18 protein-coding genes are annotated in these 22914 nt (G+C 30.2%); 11 read left to right on the top strand and 7 right to left on the bottom strand.

Annotated elements, in window-relative coordinates:
- Nucleotides 1–15: 15 nt before the first annotated feature.
- Genes mreC through rodA form a run of 4 tightly spaced genes read left to right on the top strand, consistent with a single transcriptional unit; the run spans nt 16 to nt 4567 of the window.
- The gene (mreC, locus tag Q0049_RS02040; protein ID WP_298115995.1) at nt 16–840 is read left to right on the top strand and encodes a rod shape-determining protein MreC; all 825 of its coding nucleotides are present in this window, start codon (nt 16–18) and stop codon (nt 838–840) included.
- Entirely contained in the window at nt 833–1339 is a 507-nt protein-coding gene (locus tag Q0049_RS02035) for a rod shape-determining protein MreD (protein ID WP_298115993.1), read from the top strand. The genes mreC and Q0049_RS02035 overlap by 8 nt, the downstream gene beginning before the upstream one ends.
- The gene (gene mrdA / locus Q0049_RS02030) at nt 1336–3300 is read left to right on the top strand and encodes a penicillin-binding protein 2 (RefSeq protein ID WP_298115990.1); all 1965 of its coding nucleotides are present in this window, start codon (nt 1336–1338) and stop codon (nt 3298–3300) included. Before Q0049_RS02035 ends, mrdA begins: the two co-directional genes overlap by 4 nt.
- A gap of 1 nt (nt 3301) precedes the next feature.
- Entirely contained in the window at nt 3302–4567 is a 1266-nt protein-coding gene (rodA, locus tag Q0049_RS02025) for a rod shape-determining protein RodA (RefSeq protein WP_298115987.1), read from the top strand.
- A gap of 1 nt (nt 4568) precedes the next feature.
- On the opposite strand, the gene Q0049_RS02020 is transcribed toward rodA, so the two are convergent.
- The gene (locus Q0049_RS02020; protein WP_298115984.1) at nt 4569–5381 is read right to left on the bottom strand and encodes a DNA/RNA non-specific endonuclease; all 813 of its coding nucleotides are present in this window, start codon (nt 5379–5381) and stop codon (nt 4569–4571) included.
- Nucleotides 5382–5477: 96 nt separating this feature from the next.
- On the opposite strand from Q0049_RS02020, the gene Q0049_RS02015 reads away from it, so the two are divergent.
- On the top strand, nt 5478–6020 hold the full coding sequence (locus tag Q0049_RS02015) for a hypothetical protein (protein WP_298115981.1): 543 nt from the start codon (nt 5478–5480) through the stop codon (nt 6018–6020).
- A 99-nt stretch (nt 6021–6119) separates the two neighbouring features.
- Here the strand turns inward: Q0049_RS02015 and Q0049_RS02010 are convergent, their stop codons facing one another.
- On the bottom strand, nt 6120–8396 hold the full coding sequence (locus tag Q0049_RS02010; RefSeq protein WP_298115979.1) for a carboxy terminal-processing peptidase: 2277 nt from the start codon (nt 8394–8396) through the stop codon (nt 6120–6122).
- A gap of 177 nt (nt 8397–8573) precedes the next feature.
- Here Q0049_RS02010 and surE point away from each other — a divergent pair, with 177 nt between their 5' ends.
- The 5 genes from surE (at nt 8574) to Q0049_RS01985 (ending at nt 13445) form a co-directional block, all read left to right on the top strand.
- Nucleotides 8574–9344 carry a 5'/3'-nucleotidase SurE gene (surE, locus tag Q0049_RS02005; protein WP_298115976.1) on the top strand — a complete coding sequence of 257 codons (771 nt, stop codon included), beginning with the start codon at nt 8574–8576 and terminating at the stop codon, nt 9342–9344.
- Between the two features lie 24 nt (nt 9345–9368).
- Nucleotides 9369–9641, top strand: a complete 273-nt coding sequence (locus tag Q0049_RS02000) for a hypothetical protein (RefSeq protein ID WP_298115973.1) — start codon at nt 9369–9371, stop codon at nt 9639–9641.
- Nucleotides 9642–9736: 95 nt separating this feature from the next.
- Nucleotides 9737–10849: a lipid-A-disaccharide synthase gene (gene lpxB / locus Q0049_RS01995; protein ID WP_298115971.1), complete on the top strand. Its 1113-nt coding sequence runs from the start codon at nt 9737–9739 to the stop codon at nt 10847–10849.
- 7 nt (nt 10850–10856) lie between these two features.
- Nucleotides 10857–11339, top strand: coding sequence for a C40 family peptidase (locus Q0049_RS01990; protein ID WP_298115968.1), 483 nt, complete (start codon nt 10857–10859; stop codon nt 11337–11339).
- 69 nt (nt 11340–11408) lie between these two features.
- Nucleotides 11409–13445, top strand: a complete 2037-nt coding sequence (locus Q0049_RS01985; protein ID WP_298115965.1) for a ComEC/Rec2 family competence protein — start codon at nt 11409–11411, stop codon at nt 13443–13445.
- Between the two features lies 1 nt (nt 13446).
- On the opposite strand, the gene Q0049_RS01980 is transcribed toward Q0049_RS01985, so the two are convergent.
- From Q0049_RS01980 to Q0049_RS01960, 5 genes are all read right to left on the bottom strand, one after another.
- The gene (locus Q0049_RS01980) at nt 13447–13989 is read right to left on the bottom strand and encodes a thioredoxin family protein (RefSeq protein WP_298115962.1); all 543 of its coding nucleotides are present in this window, start codon (nt 13987–13989) and stop codon (nt 13447–13449) included.
- 48 nt (nt 13990–14037) lie between these two features.
- A complete protein-coding gene (locus Q0049_RS01975) occupies nt 14038–15549 on the bottom strand; it encodes a peptide MFS transporter (RefSeq protein WP_298115960.1) in 1512 nt (503 codons plus the stop codon).
- 2 nt (nt 15550–15551) lie between these two features.
- A complete protein-coding gene (locus Q0049_RS01970) occupies nt 15552–17210 on the bottom strand; it encodes a peptide MFS transporter (protein WP_298115957.1) in 1659 nt (552 codons plus the stop codon).
- A 77-nt stretch (nt 17211–17287) separates the two neighbouring features.
- A complete protein-coding gene (locus Q0049_RS01965; protein ID WP_298115954.1) occupies nt 17288–19156 on the bottom strand; it encodes a peptide MFS transporter in 1869 nt (622 codons plus the stop codon).
- A gap of 30 nt (nt 19157–19186) precedes the next feature.
- A complete protein-coding gene (locus tag Q0049_RS01960) occupies nt 19187–21358 on the bottom strand; it encodes a S9 family peptidase (RefSeq protein WP_298115952.1) in 2172 nt (723 codons plus the stop codon).
- Between the two features lie 168 nt (nt 21359–21526).
- On the opposite strand from Q0049_RS01960, the gene Q0049_RS01955 reads away from it, so the two are divergent.
- On the top strand, nt 21527–22843 hold the full coding sequence (locus Q0049_RS01955) for a hydroxymethylglutaryl-CoA reductase, degradative (RefSeq protein ID WP_298115949.1): 1317 nt from the start codon (nt 21527–21529) through the stop codon (nt 22841–22843).
- Nucleotides 22844–22914: the final 71 nt, after the last annotated feature.

The following is a 22914-nucleotide window of genomic DNA, read 5'->3' as shown; positions in this document are numbered from 1 at the left end:
GAACATTAGATAAAAATGCAGCAAATATTCAATTTTATATTTAAAAACAGCTATCGTATGCTGTTTTTGCTGCTTATGATAATATCTATTTCTTTAACTATTCAATCACATTCTTATCATAAAAGTAAGGTTATAAGCTCTGCAAATTTTCTATCTGGTGGAGTTTATGAAAAGATGAATAATGTTGAAGAATATTTCAATTTGAAAATTCAAAATGACGAACTCGCTAAAGAGAATGCTCGATTAAAAAGTATTCTTTTCAACTTGAAAGATACTACTAAAATTCCTTATGATACCATTAGTGGTGTGAAGCAAATTAATTTAATTACTGCTAAGGTTATTAAAAACTCATACAATATTCATGAAAATTATTTAACCCTTAACAAAGGTTCAAAAGATGGATTGAAACAAGATATGGGAGTTATTAATAGTTTAGGTATTGTTGGGGTTGTTGAAACTACTTCAAAAAACTACGCTACGGTTTTAAGTATTTTAAATGTAAAATCACCTATTAATGCTAAAGTCAAAAAATCAGGACATTTTGGATCATTAATTTGGAACGGCAAAAACACAGGTTTTGTTCAATTAACCGATGTTCCGAGATTAGCAACCGTTAAAAAGGGCGACACTATTGTAACTGGAGGTCAATCAACTATATTTCCTGAAAATATAAACATTGGAACAATAGAAAAGACTTACATAGACAACGAAACGAATTTATATGTTTTAGAAGTTCGCTTGTTCAATGACATGACGAGTCTTGGTTATGTTTATGTTATAAAAAATAAAGACACTGAAGAAATCAAAAAACTTGAAGAAACAACTGTAAAAGATGAATAGTGCTTTATTACTAAATATTGCCCGTTTTATTTTGTTGCTTGCAGCTCAAGTTACTATTTTCAATAAATTTGATTTTTTGGGATACATCAATCCGTTTCCTTATGTTTTATTTATAATCTTGTATCCAGTAAATGGAAATAAATCAGCTTTACTTCTAGCTAGTTTTTTTCTTGGATTAATAATGGATTTATTCATGGATTCTGGTGGAGTTCATGCAGCATCTTGTTTAGTTCTCGCCTATGTAAGACCATCATTGTTCAAATTTTCTTTTGGATTAAGCTATGAATATCAAACCGTTAGAATTAATGATGTTTTAACACCTGAACGTTTTTCATTTATATTTCTTTCTGTAGCAATTCACCATGTAATTTTATTTGTCTTAGAAATTTTTACATTAGAATTCTTTTGGAGCATTATACTTAAAACATTAGTTAGTACGTTATTCACAATTATCATAAGCATATTAATTATCTACTTAATTAAGCCCAAAAAACGATGAGAAAGGTTTTACTTCCAGCATTAGTAATTATTACGGCATCGTTATTACTGATTCGCCTTTTTTATTTACAGGTTATTGATGATTCTTTCAAATTGCAATCCGAAAATAATGCAATTAAAATTAATTATACGTATCCTGAACGCGGCTATCTATATGATAGAAATGGAAAATTATTAGTTGCAAATCAACCTTCATATGATATTATGGTTGTTCCTCGTCATGTGAAAAATATTGACACTGTTCAATTTTGTAAATTACTAAATATTACTAAAGAAGAATTTATAAAAAAAATTGAAAAAGCTAGGGTTTATAGTCCGATGCTACCTTCTGTGTTTTTATCTCAATTAAATAAACTTGAGTATGCTGCATTTCAAGAAAAACTAAGACGATTTGAAGGATTTTATATTCAAAAGCGTTCTTTGAGAGATTATCAAGTAAATTATGCAGCTAATGTTTTTGGATTTATAACACAAGCAAATGAAGCCGTAGTTAACAAAAATCCATATTATAAAGGAGGAGATTTACTAGGAAAACAAGGTGTTGAAGAAGAATATGAAGAAATTTTACGAGGTCAAAAAGGGGTAAAATATATTTTAAGAGATAAATTTAATCGAGAAATTGGTTCTTATAAAGAAGGCAAATTTGATACTATTGCAAAACAAGGAAAAGACATAACACTAACCATTGATGCAGAACTTCAAAAATATGGAGAAGAATTAATGATCAATAAACGAGGTGGAATTGTAGCTATTGAACCAAGAACTGGTGAAATCTTAGCACTTGTAACTGCTCCATCATACGATCCATCAAGTTTAGTAGGAAGACAACGTTCTAAAAATTATAGTAAATTATATAGAGATTCCATAGCAAAACCACTGTATGACAGAGGTTTACTTGCTGAATATCCTCCAGGTTCGCCATTTAAAATATTAACAGGTTTAATTGCGTTACAAGAAGGAGTAATTACTGACAGTACCAGCTTTTATTGCCGTCATGGATTTAGTTATGCTAGAGGTAGATTTATGAAATGTCACTGTTCTGGTGGAGCAGTTCAACTTCACAGAGCAATTTATCAATCATGCAACACTTATTTTTCTAATTCTTACATAAAAACCGTAAATAAATATAAAGACAGATCTTACGGCGTTGATGTTTGGGCAAAACATTTAAAATCATTTGGTTTAGGAGATTTTATGGGATATGATTTACCTACTGGAAGAAAGGGAAATATTCCAACAGGAAAAACATATGACAAAGCATATGCTGGATGGAAATGGGATGGAAAAACAATTTTGTCAAATGCTATTGGTCAAGGAGAGGTTTTAATGACTCCTATACAATTAGCAAATTTCATGGCAACAATTGCCAATAGAGGTTACTATTACACACCTCATATTGTTAAAAAAATTGAAGGAAATATTATCGACAAACGTTTTAGAACTAAACATACAACATCTATCGATAGAAAATATTTTGATCCAATTGTTGAAGGTATGAACGCAGTCTATGGACGAGGTGGAACAGCTGGTGGACTTGGAGCTGTGGGAATTGAAATATGTGGAAAAACAGGAACAGCGGAAAATTTTGCAAAAGTTAACGGTAGAAGAGTAAAACTTCAAGATCACTCTATATTTGTTGCATTTGCACCTAAAGACAATCCAAAAATCGCTATTGCAGTTTTTGTTGAAAATGGATATTGGGGTGCACGATGGGCTGGTCCAATTACTACATTAATGATTGAAAAATATTTGAATAAAAAAATCACAAGAGTTGATTTTGAAAAAAGAATGCTAAATGGAAGTTTAAAATCGCAGTATGACAAATTACTTCCAAAAAAACAACAAGATAGTATTTTTAAAAGAAGAGATAGTTTAGCATTAGTAAAAAGAAAACTCGATTCAATCACAAAACAAAAGAACGCAAAAAAAGGAGCTTTAAAAGATAGTACAAAAGCTAATTAAAATGAAAAATCAAAGTATTTCACAAAATATTGATTGGATTAGCATCATAATTTACATAGTATTGGTAATTATGGGTTGGCTTAATATATACTCTTCTTCACTATCAAATGTTGGTGAAGATTCTTCAATATTAGATTTTTCACAAGTTTATGGTAAACAATTTTTATTTATATTGTTTACCATACCTATCATTTTCATTGTCCTTTTTGTTGATGCAAAATTTTACGAAAAATTTTCAATTGTAATATTTGCCATTTCAATTTTATCATTACTCGGTTTATTTGCTTTTGGAAAAGTTATTGCAGGTCAACGATGTTGGTATGCCATTGGAAGTTTTACATTACAACCTTCAGAGTTTGCTAAAGCCGCTACAGCACTTGCTTTAGCAAAATACCTTAGCGACGTACAAATAAATCTTAAAGAAGTCAACAGACAAGTTCAAGTATTACTGATAGTGATGTTACCTGTAATGCTTATATTACCTCAACCCGATCCTGGTAGTGCTTTAATTTATAGTATCTTTTTCGTAGTCCTTTTTAGAGAAGGAATGCCTGGCTGGTACTTATTGACAGGTTTTATTGCAATACTTTTATTTGTATTAACGTTAGTTACAAACAACCCTTATATTGTAATAGGTATAACAGTAGTGATTTTAGCCATTAACTATTTTAAAAGCAGAATAGTTGATAGAAATATTATTGCAAGTGCCATTTTACTTGTAATGATTTCGAGTTTTTCATTTTCTGTTAACTATGTTTTCAACAATGTTTTTAAACAACATCATCGCGATCGTTTTAATATTCTTCTTGGAAAAGAAGTCGATTTGAAAGGTGTTGGATATAATACCAATCAATCAGAAATAGCAATTGGTTCAGGAGGTTTATTTGGTAAAGGATATTTAGAAGGTACGCAAACTAAAGGTGGATTTGTTCCTGAACAACACACCGATTATATATTTACGACAGTAGGTGAAGAATGGGGTTTTGCTGGTTGTATATTTGTAATTGGTCTTTTTGTTGGATTAATTTTAAGAATAATATATCTTGCTGAAAGGCAAAAAACCAAGTTTAGTCGCGTCTATGGCTATTGTGTTGCGGCAATATTATTTATCCACTTTTTTGTAAATATTGCAATGGTTATTGGAGTTTTTCCAACAATTGGCGTACCATTACCTTTCTTTTCGTATGGTGGCTCTGGACTTTGGGGATTTACTGTTTTATTGTTTATTTTTCTAAAAATGGATGCCAATAAAGTAAATGAATGGTAGTTTAGTTAAAACTCCACGACTTATAATCACTGCTTTTTTCTAAATCATTCTCTACGGAATCATTTAATTTTGGAAAAAAATCTAAACCTGTTTTTTCTTCTAATTCATCGATGGAAACAACAAATTCATATAGAGGTTTGGCACTATCTTCATGCGGAACTAAAAAAGCAATAGCATTATATTCACTTCTTGATTTGTCTAAAAGAACTTTATAAAAAAACTCTGGAACAGCTACGTCTTCATCACCAATTGTTTCCATATTATCCGTGAAAACGCCGCCAGTAACAACATAAACTCCATCATATTTTGATGCCCAATATCTTACTTTTTGCTCCAATCTATTCCAAACACCTTCATTAAAATCATGTTTCTGAGGTGAGATATTGGATGTCAAAAAGGTTTCTTCAAAAGCATCTTTTGAAAATTTTCTATCTCCAGCTGGGCAAAGATGTCCTTTATCATAACCTGATCTTTTGTAATTTCTCCAATCTGCTGAACCCGATTTAACTTTAGTATCTTCAATAAAAAAAGGTCTTTCAAAATTATTATTTTGATAATTCAATTCGCTTTTTTTTAATTCATAAGCAACCCACTCAGCTTGTTCATATTCATCTATATATGACAATGTATAATTTTCATGAATAACAATTTCATTGGTTGTTGAAGTTGGTAAAAAATCAAAATCTTTTGAACTTTTTTCTACTGAAACACTTTCCTCATTTTCAACAGGCAAATCATCATATCGCTTACATGAAAAAATAGTTGTAGCAATTATTAGACAAAAAATAGTTTTATTTCTTAAATAAATATTCATAATTTTATAGTTTGCTGTGAACTCCGTTTTTTAGGAATGGTATTTGTTATGCAGTAAAGATATAAATTGAATTTAATAAAACTAAATTGAAAAAAAATGAAAATTAAATTATTATTGACAGCGATCGTATTGATGTGTTTTCAAAATTTCTATGCTCAAGAAACTATTACAACAGTAGCAACTGATTCGGTAAAGGTAAAAGCATTAGAACTTGAAAAGCAAAAAGCAGATGAAAAAGCTAGACTTGAGCAACAATTGAAAGAAGAAAAAAAGAGTTTAAAAGCTCAAGAAAAAGCAGAAGCTAAAGTTGAAAAAGCTCAAAAAGATGCTGAGAAGGCTGAAAAAGAAGCAAAAAAAGCCCAGAAAAAAGCTGAAAAAGAAGTAAAGAAAATTGAAAAGGAGCAAAAAAAATTAGAATCAGCGGAAAAAGCAGTTTCTAAAAACCAAAGTAAACTTGAAAAAGCACGAAAAGATTTATCAAAAATGCAATCTAAATTTGCTAAAAACAAAGCAAAAGGAAAACTTACTCCAGTAGAAATTGAAAAAGAGAATGTAAAAATCACAAAACAGCAATTAAAAATTACTGAAATTGAGGAAGACATTCAAAAATCTCAAAAGAAATTAAACAAATTGAGATAATTTAAATCCACCTTCGGGTGGATTTTTTATAACTAAATTTAAAAAATAAAAAGTGATATTATCAAATATCACCTTTTATTTTTAATCACTTTAAGGATATTATGATTTTATCAATTTATCATTTTTAACCTTAATTTTATTAGTTAATTCTTTTTTTGCATTTGGTTGCAAATCATCTAATATATGTAAAGCTTCTTCAACATAAATATCTTTAGACAAGCTTTCAAACCAACTCTCTTTTTTCTCTTTCAAGAAATTATCTTTCTTCATCATTTCAAGTTCATCTGGCAAAGCTGTAAAAGGCAATTGATTACTATAATCTGCTAAAGATTTATACTTTTTATTAGTCTCTTCAAGTTTCTTTTGCTCCGCTTTAAATTTATCGATATTCAAACTATATACTGTTACTTTATTTCTTTCGTCAAGCCATTTAGCATTATCGTCAATCAGTTTCATTTGAGGATTGTTCTGCATTCTCTGCTTACTATTTGCGATAGCTAAATCAAAATTGCTTTGCTTATTCCAAGTTGAATACTGTGCAGGTTCAATTTTGTCCCAAGGCATTGCATTTTCAATATCGCGTTCACCCATTTTTAAATAAGCATATCTATCTGGCATTACAACATCACTACTTACTCCTTCTAATTGAGTCGAACCTCCATTGATTCTATAGAATTTTTGAATAGTGGTTTTTAAAGCACCTAAATCACCCATATTACTTCCTCTCACAAATTGATTGAAATCGATAATATTTTGAACTGTTCCTTTACCATAAGATTGTTTACTACCAATAACAATTGCTCTTTTATAATCTTGCATAGCTGCTGCAAGAATTTCTGATGCTGATGCTGAAAAACTATTTTGCATTATCACTAAAGGTCCATCCCATTGTACTGTGGCATCTTTATCATAAAGCACTTCTTTTCGTCCATCAGCAGATTTTACTTGAACAATTGGTCCTTTATCAATAAATAATCCTGCAATATCAACTACAGTTTTAAGTGAACCACCACCGTTATCTCTAACATCCATAATGATTCCTTTTACGCCTGCTTCTTTAAGTTTTTTTACTTCAATAGCAACATCTTTAGCAGCATCACGACTATTTTTATCTTCAAAATCAATGTAAAATTTAGGCAAATAAATAATTCCATATTTATTCCCGTCTTTTTCAATTACGCTTGATTTTGCATAAGTTTCTTCAATTTCAACTTCATCTCTAATAATTGAAATTACTTTTATAGTTCCATCGGTTTTCTTTACTGTAAGTTTTACCTCAGTTCCTTTTGGTCCTTTTATTTTCTTAACAACATCATCAAGACGCATTCCTACAACTTCGATTGGTTCACCATCAGCTTGAGCAACTTTCAAAATAACATCACCTGCTTCAAGTTCTTTTCCTCTCCAAGCTGGTCCACCTGAAATTAATTCTGAAATTTCTGTAAAGTCATTTTTCTTTTGAAGTCTTGCACCAATTCCTTCTAATTTTCCGCTCATTGAAACATCAAAACGTTCTTTTTCTTCTGCAGCAAAATAAGATGTATGTGGATCAAAACGAGTTGCAATAGCATTAATAAATACTGAAAACCAATCATTTCTATCTAAATCTTTAATTACATTATAATAATCATTTAAAGATTTTAAACTACTTTCTCGACTTTCTTCTTCAAGCTCAGCATTCGTTTTTGGTTCTTCATTATCAATTTTAGCATTGTTTTCAATAAACTTCTTTTCTAATTCAGGTGTCAATTTTGAACCCATTTTAGTTTTATATTCTTCAAGTTTTTGCTCAGGAGTTTTACTTCTATTCTTGATTTTATCTTCTTCTAATTTTTGTTTATCAACATAGGTAGAAAGTGTGGAAAGCTTAATTTGCTTTCTCCACTTTTCAATCAATTCCTTTTTTGATTTTGCATAAGGAAGCTTCTCATAATCGGTATTAAACTCTTCATTAATAGTATAATCGAAAGGTTCATCAAGAATATCTTTATAATAAGATTTACTTTCTTCCATTCTTTGCATCAACCTGGTGTAGGTCAAATCAAAGAAAGTAAGTTCTTTATTCAAAATTTGGTCATCAATCTTTAATTCATATTTTGAAAACTCATCAATATCCGACTGTAAAAAGAAACGTTTTGATGGATCCAAAGCATCAATATAATCTTTATAAACACCCTTTGAAAATTTATCGTCAAATTGCAAAGGACTGTAGTGACCTTTTTCAAGAACATATGCTAATAACTCTAAAAGCAATTTATCTTTTTCAGGATCGTTTTTGTCTTGTCTTGGAATAAAACTCCACAAACCAACGCATAATGCTAATATTAGCAATACTACTTTATAATTCCTTTTCATAAACTGTATAATTTTATTCATTAATTTTTCACTAAATTACATAAAAAAGTATGCCATAAAATACTTGTTGCGCATAATTTTTTGTTAAAACCTCATTCGTAATTATCAAATAGTTTGATATTGCTCCAAAGTTATAAATTTGTATCGTAATGTAAGTAGTAATTTAATTACTTTTGTTACAATTCAATTTTTCTTCAAATGTCAAAGAAACCTTTAATATTAATTACAAACGACGACAGTATTTCTGCACCAGGAATTAGAGCTTTGATTTCAGTAATGAGCGAAATTGGAACTGTTGTTGTAGTTGCACCAGATAGTCCGCAAAGTGCCATGGGACACGCAATTACCATAAACAACACTTTGCATTTGAATAAAATTTCAAAAGAAAATGCAGTAATTACTGAATACAGTTGTTCAGGAACTCCTGTTGATTGTGTAAAAATGGCTGTGAATGAAATTTTGAAACAAAAACCCGATTTATGTGTTTCAGGAATTAATCATGGTTCAAATTCTTCTATAAATGTCATTTATTCAGGAACAATGAGTGCTGCGGTTGAAGCTGGAATTGAAGGTATTCCTGCCATTGGTTTTTCACTTTTAGATTATAATTGGAATGCCGATTTTGAACAAATAAAACCATTTGTGAAAAAAATTGCTCTTCAGGTTTTGAAAAATGGTTTATCAGAAGGAACCGTTTTAAACGTAAACTTTCCAAAATTAAAAACAGAAGAAATTAAAGGAATTAAAATTTGCCGACAAGCAAAAGCTATGTGGCAAGAAAAATTTGACAAGCGAGTTACACCATTTGGCAAAGAATATTATTGGTTAACAGGCGAATTCATCAATCAAGATAAAGGTGAAGACACTGACGAATTTGCATTAGCAAACGGCTATGTATCAATTGTTCCGGTTCAATTTGATTTGACAGCACATCATGCCATACAAACTTTAAATACTTGGGAATTATAATTTTAGATATTAAATATTTTTAAAATGAAAAAAACAGATTTACTTATTGGTTTAATAATTGGATTAATTTCAGCTTTTGTTGGATCGTATTTGTTTTTAAAAACTCAAACCGAGTATGACTTAATTGAAGATTTTTCGATTATAAAAAACGAAGGAATACTTGGAAAAGTTATGGCACTTGGAGCTGTTTTAAACATAATCATGTTCTTCATTTTACTGAAAAAAAATAAAGAATTAATGGCTCGAGGTGTTGTCATGGCAACAATTATTTTAGCACTAACTACACTATTTTTGTAATTTTATGAAATCGCCATTGACAACAAGTTTGCGTAAGCAACAACCAATAAATAAAAGGCGATAACATATATGACAGCTAAAGAACAATTTTTAATATGAAATATTATATCATTGCAGGAGAAGCATCAGGCGATTTACACGGTTCCAATTTAATGAAAGCATTGTTGAAAGAAGATTCCAATGCAGAAATTAGATTTTGGGGTGGCGATTTGATGCAAAATGTTGGTGGAACTTTAGTGAAACATTATCGAGAACTAGCTTTCATGGGATTTGCTGAAGTAGTAATGAACTTAAAAACTATTTTAAATAATATCAAATTTTGCAAATCGGATATCGAAAAGTTTAATCCTGATGTGATAATTTTCATTGATTATCCTGGTTTTAACATGCGAATAGCAAAATGGGCGAAAGAAAGAAAAATTAAAACACATTATTATATTTCTCCTCAAATTTGGGCTTGGAAAGAAAGTAGAATTAAAGCTATCAAACGTGATTTTGACAAACTTTATGTAATTCTTCCCTTTGAGAAAGATTTTTATGAAGTAAAACATAATTTTCCTGTGGAGTTTGTTGGTCATCCATTGATTGACGCAATTCACAATAGAAAAACCATTGATTCAGAATCATTTAGAAAAGAAAACAATTTAGATGACAAACCGATAATTGCAATTTTACCCGGAAGTAGAAAACAAGAAATTTCAAAAATGTTGACGCTAATGTTAAGCGTTGTAGATGATTTTTCAGAATATCAATTTGTGATTGCCGGTGCGCCAAGCCAAGAGTTTTCTTTTTATGAAACCTTTTTAAAAGGTAAGAATATCAAATTTATATCCAATAAAACTTATGATTTATTGAGTAATGCTCATGCCGCTTTAGTAACCTCAGGAACAGCAACTTTAGAAACAGCTCTTTTCAAAATTCCAGAAGTGGTTTGCTACAAAGGTGGATGGATTTCTTATCAAATTGCAAAACGAATTATTACTTTAAAATATATTTCGTTAGTAAATTTAATTATGGATGAAGAAGTGGTAACTGAATTGATTCAGAATGAATGTAATCCTAAGAGGATTAAAGTTGAGTTGACCAAAATTCTTGAGGAAAACCACAGAAAACATTTACTAAAAAAATATGATGAGTTAGAACAAAAACTTGGCGGAATTGGCGCTAGTGAAAAAACGGCTAAACTTATTGTAGAAAACATTAAATAAGTATCCATTGAAGCATTTTTTATATCTTTTATTAGTAGTTTTTGTTTTTGCATCCTGTAAGTCATCACATTCTTCTGTATCAAATTCTGACAAGAAAGCAATAGAATTAAGTGACAATTTAGTTGATAACGCAAAAGACAATCTTGGATCTCCATATAAATTTGGAGGAACTACTAAAAATGGTTTTGATTGCTCTGGTTTAGTTTTTACTGCCTATAAAAAAGAGGAAATAATTTTACCTAGAACTTCAATTGAAATGTCAAATTATGGCAAACGAATTAAAAAAGAAGATGCAAGAAAAGCCGATTTAATTTTCTTTAAAACTGGTGGTTCATCAAAAATAAACCATGTTGGACTTATCGTGGATAGTAATCATGATGACATTAAATTCATTCACTCTTCTACAAAAAAAGGTGTAATTATCTCCTCTTTAAAGGAAGACTATTATCGAAAATCTTTTTCACATATTAATAGAGTAATTGATAACTAATATCAATAATCAATAATTTAGAGTAATTATGTAAAGGATGATATAATTACTTCGAGGTACTTTTATTTCATGAAAGTACTCCAATTTCCATTAGTTAAAGTAACCCTCAGTTTTGTTTTAGGAATAATTTTTTCTCATCTCATAAAACCAAGTTATAAAACAATTCTAATTCCTTTACTTTCAAGTTTTTTATTACTTATAATTAGTTATTTAATTATTTCAAAAAACCAGAAAACCAGCATTTATTTTGGATTATTTACACTTTTGACCTCTTTTTTTATTGGAGGATTTACTTTAGTTTCAAATATTCAACCTTCTAATCCTAATCATTATTTACAGAAAAATTTAGATTCAGAAAACAAATATTCCTTTGAAGTTATTATTAGTGAAAAATTAAAAAACACATTGAATAATGATCGTTATATTGCAAAAGTTATGGCAATAAATGAGGAGAAAAGTTATGGTAAAATAATTCTTAATATTAAAAAAAGTAACGCTTTATCAAATATAGAACTAGGTTCTTATTTAAAAGTGAATGGGACATTTTATAAGAATAGAAATCCCTTTAATCCTGATCAATTTGATTATGGGAAATATCTTGAAAATCAACAGATTTATGCTCAAATTTATACTGATGTAAGCAAAATCATGATTGGCTCTAAAGTTGAGAAAAGTTTAAACTATTATGCTTCAAAACTTAGAAATAAAATCATTCACAAACTTGAAAAAAATAATTTCAACAAACGAGAATTAAGCGTTGTTATCGCTTTGATTCTTGGACAACAACAAGATATTTCAAAAGATATTGTTAGAGATTATCAATATGCTGGTGCCGTTCATGTTCTTTCGGTTTCGGGGTTGCACGTTGGATTTATTTTAATATTTGTAAACTTTTTATTGAAACCTATTTCAAATTCTAAAAAAGGTTTAACATTAAAATTAATCATAGTATTAATATCGCTTTGGTCATTTGGAATTTTAGCAGGATTAGCTCCGTCAGTAGTTCGTTCAGTAACAATGTTTTCTTTTGTAGCTATTGGAATGTTTCTTAGAAGAAGCATCAATATTTATCACACTTTGTTAGTTTCTGCTTTATTAATTCTACTTTTTCAACCTTCCTTTCTATTCGACATTGGATTTCAATTGAGCTATATTGCATTATTTTTTATTGTTTGGTTTCAACCGCTTTTAGCATCCATTTGGACACCAAAAAACAAAATTGCAAACTACTTTTGGGAAATAATAACAGTTTCATTTGCTGCTCAAATAGGAGCTTTTCCTATTAGCATTTATTATTTTCATCAATTTCCTGGTTTATTTTTCATAACCAATTTAATTATTCTACCCTTTTTAAGTTTCATTCTTGCACTTGGTGTTGTAGTGATAGTGCTTGCTGCTTTTGATATAGTTTTGTTTCCAATAATGAAATTACTTGAATGTAGCATTTGGCTATTGAACAAAATTATAGCTTGGGTTGCTTCTTTCGAAGACTTTATATTGAAAGATATTCCGTTAAATTCTTACGTGATGTTAAGTTGGTATTTAGTGATTTTTGCAATAATTATATATCTTAAAAAACCTAATTTCAAAAAACTAGCAATTGGTTTAATTGCAATTATTGTTTTACAAACTTCCTATTTTTACGCTAATTATTCTAATCAAAACACTAGTGAATTTATAGTTTTCACTAGGAAGAAAAACACATTAATTACGGAACGAAAAGGTAATGATGTTACACTTTTTGCTAATGACAGTATTTTAAATACCACCAATGACAATTTAGTTTTAAGATCCTATTTAGTTGCAAATTATTGTAAACTAAATGAAAAGAGAGAGCTTTCTAATTTATATTATTTCAAGAATAAGAAAATCTTTTTGATGGACAGCACTGCTTGTTATTCTGAAGAAATAAAACCTGATATTTTAATTATAACCCAATCACCTAAATTGAATTTAGAACGTTTATTTCAGATGTGGAAACCAAAACAAGTTGTTGTTGATGCATCGAACTTCAAATCATATGTGAAAATTTGGGAAGCAACTTGCAGAAAAGAAAAAATCCCTTTTCATGATACTTCAGAAAAGGGATTTTATAGATTGAGATAAATTATGCTTTATTTTTATCAGATTTTTTCTTTTTAGCTGCTTTTTTAGCTGCTTTTTGTTCTTCTTCGGTAAAAGGAACAAACTTGTCAACCATTTTATTGGCTCCATCTAACCAAACTGTTGGTCCACCAGCTAAATATCCAGTTTCTCCAAGAAGTTCAAAACTAGTTTTACCATCAATAGGCGCGCCAGCTTTAGCAATTCTAACAGAAGGATATCCACGTATCGCGAAAAATTGTTGCAATTGACTATTTTGCAATTTTAAGGCATCAGCTTGAGGAGTTCTTCTAGGAAAATCTAACTCAACTAAAACTACTTTTTCTTTTGCCCAAGCTTCAAATTCGGGAGTTTTAAAAACTTCTTTTTGAAGTCGGATACACCATCCACACCAATCACTTCCTGTGAAAAATAAAAACAAAGGTTTGTTTTCAATTTTTGATACAGCAATAGCTTCATCAATATTAGTATACCAAGTTAATTTTTCTTGCGCTTGAATTGTCATTGATGAAACGACAAACAATAATGTTATAAATAATTTCTTCATTTCTTTTTTTTTACAAATATATTCAAAAATAATACCAAAAAATGGTGGCTATCTTACTTCTTGCATTAGTTTTTTAATAAGCGGTGAAATTATAATTAGAATAATCCCTGCAACAAGTGCATAAATTGCTAATTGATAATATCCATCAGCATATACGTTTAGTTTCTCTAAATTAGTTGCATTTTTAGAAGCTTTTGCAATGTTTGCACCAAGTAATCCTGCAAAATATTGACCATAAGCACTTGCTAAAAACCACATTCCCATAATTACTGCTTGTGTTTTTTGTGGAGATAATTTTGTCATGGCTGACATTCCAATTGGAGATAAACAAAGCTCTCCAAAAGTGATTATAAACCATCCAAAAGTAAATAAATCAAGCGACGTTTTTCCATCAGCTCCAGCAAAGAATTTGGTATAATAAAATATCCAAAAACCACCTGCAAGAAATAAAAATGCTAAACCAAATTTAATAACCGTATTAGGTTCTATTTTTCTTTTTGCCATCCATAACCAAACCATACCAAGTAAAGCGGCAAATGCTACAACAAAAACAGAATTTGCAGAATTATTAACACCATTAGGATCTAGCTCTAATCCTAAGACTTCTTTATTAAGATTTTCAGCAGCAAAATCACTTAATGAACCTCCACTTTGTTCGAAAAATGCCCAAAAAATAATTGAGAAAAGCATAAAAATGACGGCTGCTATAAGTTTTTTATTTTCAGTAATAGAAAATCCTCTCATTTCATATGCTAAATACAAAATTGAAATAGGACCAATAGCATACATAAAATAATCAGTGTAAACAGTATTAGAAACCATAACAATAATTATTGGTACAATCAAAATAGAGCCAATATATGTACTCCATTCATAAAATCTCCTTTTAGATTTATTAAGATGTAATAATGGTGAAAAACCAATTTCACCCAAACTTTTTTGTGTTTGTGTAAAAGTTAATAAACTTATAACCATTACTACTGATGCTAAACCAAAAGCAACATTCCACTCAAAACCTTTTTCTATTTGAGATGCAAAAATTTCTCTTTTCCCTATAGCTATACAAAAATAGCCTCCAAGAATTGCACCAAGATTTACACCTGCATAAAACAATGAAAAACCAGCATCAGTTCTATTATCACCATCTTTGTATAATTTACCAACCATTGATGAAATATTTGGTTTAAAAAAACCAGTTCCAACAATTGTAAAACTAACACCTAAAAAAAAGTATTCTTTAGGATCTATAGCTAAAATAATACTCCCAACAATCATTAACAATCCACCCCAAAATAAAGACTTTCTAAAACCAAAAATTTTATCAGCGAATAATCCTCCTATGAATGTAAATGCATAAACCCAAGCTTGAGTTGCTCCATATTGTAAATTGGCTACTTCTTTATTCATCAACAACTCGTTAACCATAAAAAAATACAACATTCCACGCATTCCATAAAAACTGAAGCGTTCCCACATTTCACTGAAAAATAAATACCACAATTGTTTTGGATATTTTCCTTTAAAATCTTGAATTTCTTCTATTGATTGATTGATTTCCATAATTAATTAATTCCGTGGTCTTTCATTACTTTATTTAAGTTTTTCACTAAGGCAAACATTAGTATTGTTGCAAACATTAACAATCCGAAATTAACCCAAAAGAAATTGGCTTTATCATCATATTGATCCCACATACTAGCTAAAACTCCTGATAATTTATTTCCAATAGAAGTAGATAAAAACCATCCACCCATCATTAAAGCAGTAATATTTTTTGGTGATAATTTTGAAACAATTGATAATCCCATCGGACTGAGAAATAGTTCTCCTATTGTTATAATTCCGTAATTAGCGACCAACCACCAAACCGATACTTTCTCTGTTCCATTGTTTCCAATATGAACTGCAGCAACCATTACTAAAACAGATAAAGCAGAAATTAATAATCCGAAAGCAATTTTTGTTGGCGTAGAAGGTTCTTTTTTTCTACTTCGTAAAAAGGTAAAAAAGGCAACAACAAGCGGAGTTAATATGATAACCCAACCAGGATTTATGGATTGACTCAAATTGGTTGCCCAAAGTGATACTTTAGAATCTTCTGTTGGTATTTTATCTTCTGCTACATTTCTAAAATAAACTGGATAATTAACTTCTTTTTTTACAACTCCGTTCTCCTTTTGAATTCTGAAACTTGCATCATATAACTCAGTTGAATCTTTTTTATACTCAACTTCTTTAGCTAACTTTAAGTTATTAAAAACTGTTTGAGTTGTTCCATTAATTTCCCTATCAGTATATCTATCTGCCCATGTCGTTAATGCAGAACCATTTAATTTAAAAACAGCCCAAAATAAAATCACCACTGCAAAAATTGAAAGCAAAGCTCCAATTGGTCGTTTCTCTTCCGGTTTTGCCTTGAAAAACAAACTACCATAAAAATAAACTACAGGAAGACATGCAAAAATAAAAGCATCTGTACTATCAGAACCAAAAATAGCACTATCTAGATTTGCATCTGATTGAACTCCTTTGTACAACCAACCTATAATTCCAAAGACTACTGACGGAACTAAAATATATAACACAATTTTAGAAAATGGCATATCGCCTTCTTGAATTCCTTTCTTTTCAGTTTTATCGCCGTAATGTTTTGTTCCTAAAAGAAAAACTATTACACCAATGAACATTCCAACACCTGCTGCCATAAAAGCATATTGCCAACCCAATAAAATTTGTAAAGCGGCACCAAAAAAGTTACAAATGAACGCTCCAACATTTATTCCCATGTAGAAAATGTTATAACCTTCATCTTTCTTTTCTTTGTATTGGTCTTCGTTATAGAAATTACCCAATAATGTCGAGATATTTGGTTTAAAAAATCCATTTCCAACAATTACTAAAGTCATAGCTAAATACAACATTGGTAAACTGTGAATTCCCATCATAAAATATCCTGCACCCATCATTATTCCACCGATGACAATTGATTTTTTGTAGCCCAAATATCTATCGGCAACAAGCCCACCAATGAAAGGCGTTAAAAATACTAAAGCGATAAAAGTTCCATACAAGTCGGAAGCTTCTTTCTCTGTCATAGCAAAACCAGCTTCAACATCTTTAAGATATAACGTAAAAATTCCAATCATTAAATAATAACCAAAACGTTCCCACATTTCAGATAAAAATAAGTAAGGCAATGCTTTAGGATGACTTTTCCACATAATAATTCAATTTAAAAAACAAACCTACAAGGAATTCTTGTAGGTTTGAAAGATATAAAAATATTTTTAAATAATGACTAGCGAACGCCGTGCATCATTTTTTTCAATTTTGGAACTAATAAAATTAAAATTACTGATGCCAATCCACATAAAACAACAAATACCATAAAAAATTCATATAAAGTTTTTATTTTAAATCCTGCAAAATTCGGATACGTTGCACTTATAATTTTATTTTCTTTTATAATGTCTAATTCTTTAGCTGTAAAAGTTGTATCTGTGGCAGTGAATTTGCTAACAAATTCTTTTTTGTCTTTTTTAGCAATCTCTTTTTGACTTTTAAATTCAGTTATATTTTTTATTTTTTTCTCAACATCTAATTTCAATTCCTTTGCTTTATCATTATCAACTTTTGCTAAATTCAATTTTGCTAAAGCAAATAATTCTGCTCCATCAGCTACTTTCTTCTCGTCTAAAATAGCTCTCAAATCAATATTTTGTTTCTCAGCAGCAATATATTTATCCCCAGTTGGAGGAAGAATTGAACCTAATGTTCCTGCAAGAGCATAACCAGCTGCATTTGATAAGAAGAATACACCATATAATAATGATGCAAATCTTTTTGGAGATAATTTACCTACTAATGATAATCCAATTGGAGACAAACACAACTCTCCTAAAGTTTGAATAAAATACAAAAGAATTAACCATTTGATAGCTAATAATCCTGAATTACCTAAATCTTTAACATTAAAAGCTATAATAAAATAACTTAAAGCTATAAAAGCCAAACCAAAAGCTTGTTTCATTGGAGAAATTGGTTCTTTTCCACTAGCTCTTAATTTATCCCAAAGCATACTAAAAGGAACCGCTAAAATTACCACGAACAAACCATTAAAAATCTGAACCATAGATGCAGGCATTTTCCATCCAAATAAAAACGTCCTATCTGTTTGATTATCCGCAATAAAAGTTAAAGAAGAACCAGCTTGTTCAAACGCAGCCCAAAAAAATATTACGAAAAAAGCAACAATGTAAATTACAAAAATTCTATCTCTTTCTACTTTTGTAAGTGAAGAATCAGATATAATTAATCCAGCCAATGACAAACCACTAGCGTAAATTATTGAATAGATTAAATTTTGTCCGACTACGAAGTGAAACAACAACCCTAAACCAATGAAAGCTATAACTGCTCCTACCAAAGCTTTTTGAGAGAAAACGGCTTTTTGAGATTCGCCTTCTTCATAATCATCAGCTTCGTTTTTTGATGGCAAACCTCCAATAGGTTTTCCTTCTGGAGTTACAACATACTTGTTTTTTAAAAAATAAAATACAGCTGTTCCAATTACCATTGCAATCCCAGCAGCTAAAAATCCCCATTTAAAAGCATGAATATCTCTAACTCCTCCAGCATCTTTTACATCACCTATCAATGGACATAACCATTGACTAAATAATGCCCCTAAGTTAATTCCCATGTAGAAAATTGTAAATGCAGTATCTAATTTAGTTTTTTCTTGTTTTGGATATAAACTCCCAACCATTGAAGAAATATTTGGTTTAAAGAATCCATTACCGAAAATAATAATTCCTAACGCTAACCACATTAAGGTATTTGCCAGAGATAAGTTTGCGCCAAATACGCTTGCACTTGTGAACAATAAAAATTGTCCGATAGCCATCATCACACCACCAAGTAAAATACAGTTTCTGTTACCAAAAAATCTATCCGCAATAAATCCTCCCAACATTGGTGTCAAATAGCAAAGTCCTAAAAAACCACCATATATAATTGCAGCATCTGCTTCTTGCATCCTAAGAGAATTAACCATAAACAAGGTTAAGATAGCTCGCATTCCATAGAAGTTGAACCTTTCCCACATTTCAGTTCCAAATAATACCCAAAGTCCTTTTGGATGTCCTGTTTTTACTGTTTCACTCATTTTAATTTATTTTAGTTTGTATTTAGTTGATTATAGTTTCTCTTTAATATAATTCGTCATTTTATTAAACAACTGAATTCTTGTTTTTCCACCATATATTCCGTGGTTTTTGTCAGGATAAATTGCCCAATCGAATTGCTTATTAGCTTGAACTAATGCTTCAATCATTTGCATTGAATTTTGAACGTGAACGTTGTCGTCTGCTGTTCCATGAATCAGTAAAAAGTTTCCTTTTAACTTACTCACGTGATTGATTGGTGAATTATCATCATATCCACTAGCGTTTTCTTGTGGTGTTGTCATGTATCTTTCGGTGTAAATACTATCATAAAATCTCCAATTTGTAACTGGAGCAACAGCAATTGCCATTTTAAAAACATCAGCACCTTTAAACAAACAATTGCTCGACATGAATCCTCCATAAGACCAGCCAAATATACCAATTCTAGATTTATCTACATAAGCATAGTTTCCTATAACTTTTGCAGCATCAATTTGATCCTCAACTTCAAATTTTCCTAACTCTTTTTGTGTACATTTCTTGAAAGCCGCACCTTTATAACCTGTACCTCTTCCGTCAACACATGCAATGATGTAACCTTGTTGTGACAACATCATGAACCACATATCGTTAGTATCTAACCAGTTATTAGCTACTTCTTGCGAACCTGGACCAGAATATTGATACATGAAAACTGGATATTTTTTAGATGCATCAAAATCTTTCGGTTTAATCATCCAGGCATTTAGTTTGTGCCCTTTTTCAGTCGTAAGTTCGAAAAATTCTTTAGTTGGCAAATCATATTTCTTTAATTTATCTACTAAAGTGGTATTATTTACAATTTCTTGCGCCTGTTTTCCGTCTTTAGAACTATTTAAAGTATACATTGGAGGAACTGTCGCACTTGAATAAGTGTTAATAAAATAAGTGAAATCTGGACTGAAAGTCGCTGCATTAGTTCCAACTTGTGAAGATAATTTTACTTTCTTTTTTCCGTCTAACGAAATTTTATAAACGTCTCTCAAAATTGAACCATTTTCAACTGATTGATAGAAAACCGTTTTAGTTTTTTCGTCAAATCCATAATAAGAAGTTACTTCCCAATTTCCTTTGGTAATTTGATTTTTAAGTTTTCCGTTTTTATCATACAAATAAATGTGATTGTAACCATCTTTTTCTGATGTCCAAATAAAACTGTTGTCTTTCAAAAACGTTAAATTGTCTGTTACGTCAACATAAGCTTTATCCTTTTCATTCAAAACAACTTTTGCATTTGCAGTAGTTGCATCAACAAAAATCAAATCTAAATTGTCTTGATGACGGTTTAGAACTTGTACAGAAACTATATTGGCATCATTAGTCCATTTCATTCTTGCAATATAGAAATCTGAGTAGTTTCCTAAATTAATGGGTTGTGAAATGTTACCGTTTAAATTGTATATATGTAATGAAACTAATGCGTTTTTCTCACCTGCTTTTGGGTATTTGAAGGTTTCAGATGTTGGATATAAATCTTTTTTATACATATCCATAGAAAACTGAGGCACTTCACTTTCGTCAAAACGAATATAAGCTAACTTTTTACTATCTGTACTCCAATCGAATGCGCGAACAAAAGCAAACTCTTCTTCATAAACCCAATCAGTGATTCCGTTAATAATTTTATTTTTTACTCCATCACTGGTAACACGAGTTGTATTTCTTGATGTTATATCATAAATATATAAATCATTTGCTTTTGCATAAGCAATTTTAGTACCATCAGGAGAAAATGTTGGTTCTTGAACTTGCCCAAGAAATCCAGCAATTTTTTGAGATGCCATATCGTACAAAAAATAATCAGCTGTAAACGAATGACGGAAAATTTGATTAGAATTATTAGCAATTAAAATTTGCTTTTCGTCTTTACTAAACACGTAACTATCAATACCGTTTTCTGATAATTCTTTGAAGTTTTTAGTATCTATCAACGTAGAAACTTTTTTTAATGTTGCAAAATCATACAAATCTATTTGTTGACTTTTTGTAGCTCTATCAGTATTTAAAACCGTGTACTGATTCGTGTTTTTCATGGATTGCAATTCATCCATTCCTTTGGTACGAAAAGCACCTGTGTAGATTTCTTCAACAGAAATTTTTTGCTGCGCTACGACAGAAAAAGTCGTTAAAAGAAAGAGTGTAATAATTTTAGTAATTTTCATTTTTTTGATTGATTATAAAACGAGTTCAATTTTAGTGAAAAATTCCCAAATAATGGCATATTTTTATGTTAAATGCAGTTTTTAGTATTTTTAAATTACTCCAAAATCAAATATAAGAATTAATTCTAAAGCGTATCTTTGCTGAAAATAAGAAATAATCATTTGAACATGAATAACGCTGTTGCTGGATTTTCAAAATTATCAAAAGAAGAAAAAATCAATTGGATTGCTACTGAATACTTTACCAATCCAACAGAAGCTATTGCCACCATAAAACAATATTGGAACTCTGATTCTAAGCTGCAACAGTTGCACGATGAATTTATTGAGAATACGATTACTAATTTCTATTTACCAATGGGAATTGCACCAAATTTTTTAATCAACAACAACTATTATTCGGTTCCAATGGTTATTGAAGAGAGTTCTGTTGTTGCTGCCGCTTCAAAATCAGCAAAATATTGGAGTACTCGTGGAGGATTTAAAGCAACTGTTTTGAATTCTGAAAAAATTGGACAAGTACATTTTATTTATAAAGGTGATGTTCAAAAATTAGAAAAATTCTTCAAAACAACAAAATCAAAATTGGTTGAAGAAACCGAAAGCATCACCAAAAACATGCAAAAACGCGGTGGTGGAATTTTGGATATTGAACTAAGAAATAAAACCAACGAATTAGAAAACTACTTTCAATTGCATGCTACTTTCGAAACGAAAGATTCAATGGGTGCTAACTTTATAAATTCTTGTTTAGAGCAATTTGCAAAAACATTGAAAGAAGAAGCTCTAAATAATGAAGATTTTTCTTTGGAAGAAAAGAACATCCAAGTAGTGATGAGTATTCTTTCAAATTATGTTCCTAATTGTATAGTTCGAGCAGAAGTTTCTTGTAAAGTGGAAGAACTAGCTGAAAAAAATATTTCAAATCCTCATGAATTTGCAGAGAAATTTGTTCAAGCTGTTAAGATTGCAGAGATAGAACCTTTTAGAGCAGTAACGCACAATAAAGGAATCATGAACGGAATTGATGCTGTAATTCTTGCAACAGGAAATGATTTTCGTGCCGTTGAAGCTGGCGTTCATGCTTATGCTTCTCGAAACGGAAAATATTCAAGTCTATCGCATGCTACAATTGAAAATGGTATTTTTACTTTTTGGATGGAAATTCCATTAGCACTTGGAACCGTTGGCGGATTAACTTCATTACATCCGTTAGTAAAAATGGCTTTACAAATATTAGGAAAACCATCTGCACATGAATTAATGCAAATTGTTGCTGTAACAGGTTTAGCACAAAATTTTGCAGCTTTGCGTTCGTTAACCACAACCGGAATTCAAGAAGGTCATATGAAAATGCATATTAATAATATTTTAAATCAGTTTCAAACTTCTGAGGAAGAGCGAAAAATGATTAAAAAGCATTTTGAAAATAACACTATCTCTCATGCAGCAGTTGTTGAATTTATTGAAAATTTAAGGAAATAATTTTGTAAAAAGCACTTCACTTCGATAAACTCATTGCAAGCTTGCTCAGTGTGACAAATAATAAAATGAAA

This window comes from Flavobacterium sp., from assembly GCF_027484205.1.
Taxonomy (GTDB): domain Bacteria; phylum Bacteroidota; class Bacteroidia; order Flavobacteriales; family Flavobacteriaceae; genus Flavobacterium.
This window is presented reverse-complemented; position numbering and strand designations above follow the sequence as displayed.

Excerpts from the sequence above, each read along its gene's own strand:
- Q0049_RS02035 (WP_298115993.1), top strand. The coding sequence starts at position 833 with ATGAATAGTGCTTTATTACTAAATATTGCCCGTTTTATTTTGTTGCTT.
- Q0049_RS02015 (WP_298115981.1), top strand. The coding sequence starts at position 5,478 with ATGAAAATTAAATTATTATTGACAGCGATCGTATTGATGTGTTTTCAA.
- Q0049_RS01955 (WP_298115949.1), top strand. The coding sequence starts at position 21,527 with ATGAATAACGCTGTTGCTGGATTTTCAAAATTATCAAAAGAAGAAAAA.
- Q0049_RS01960 (WP_298115952.1), bottom strand. The coding sequence starts at position 21,358 with ATGAAAATTACTAAAATTATTACACTCTTTCTTTTAACGACTTTTTCT.
- Q0049_RS01985 (WP_298115965.1), top strand. The coding sequence starts at position 11,409 with ATGAAAGTACTCCAATTTCCATTAGTTAAAGTAACCCTCAGTTTTGTT.
- Q0049_RS02020 (WP_298115984.1), bottom strand. The coding sequence starts at position 5,381 with ATGAATATTTATTTAAGAAATAAAACTATTTTTTGTCTAATAATTGCT.
- surE (WP_298115976.1), top strand. The coding sequence starts at position 8,574 with ATGTCAAAGAAACCTTTAATATTAATTACAAACGACGACAGTATTTCT.
- rodA (WP_298115987.1), top strand. The coding sequence starts at position 3,302 with ATGAAAAATCAAAGTATTTCACAAAATATTGATTGGATTAGCATCATA.
- lpxB (WP_298115971.1), top strand. The coding sequence starts at position 9,737 with ATGAAATATTATATCATTGCAGGAGAAGCATCAGGCGATTTACACGGT.
- Q0049_RS02010 (WP_298115979.1), bottom strand. The coding sequence starts at position 8,396 with ATGAATAAAATTATACAGTTTATGAAAAGGAATTATAAAGTAGTATTG.
- Q0049_RS01975 (WP_298115960.1), bottom strand. The coding sequence starts at position 15,549 with ATGGAAATCAATCAATCAATAGAAGAAATTCAAGATTTTAAAGGAAAA.
- Q0049_RS01980 (WP_298115962.1), bottom strand. The coding sequence starts at position 13,989 with ATGAAGAAATTATTTATAACATTATTGTTTGTCGTTTCATCAATGACA.
- Q0049_RS02000 (WP_298115973.1), top strand. The coding sequence starts at position 9,369 with ATGAAAAAAACAGATTTACTTATTGGTTTAATAATTGGATTAATTTCA.
- mreC (WP_298115995.1), top strand. The coding sequence starts at position 16 with ATGCAGCAAATATTCAATTTTATATTTAAAAACAGCTATCGTATGCTG.
- Q0049_RS01970 (WP_298115957.1), bottom strand. The coding sequence starts at position 17,210 with ATGTGGAAAAGTCATCCTAAAGCATTGCCTTACTTATTTTTATCTGAA.
- mrdA (WP_298115990.1), top strand. The coding sequence starts at position 1,336 with ATGAGAAAGGTTTTACTTCCAGCATTAGTAATTATTACGGCATCGTTA.
- Q0049_RS01965 (WP_298115954.1), bottom strand. The coding sequence starts at position 19,156 with ATGAGTGAAACAGTAAAAACAGGACATCCAAAAGGACTTTGGGTATTA.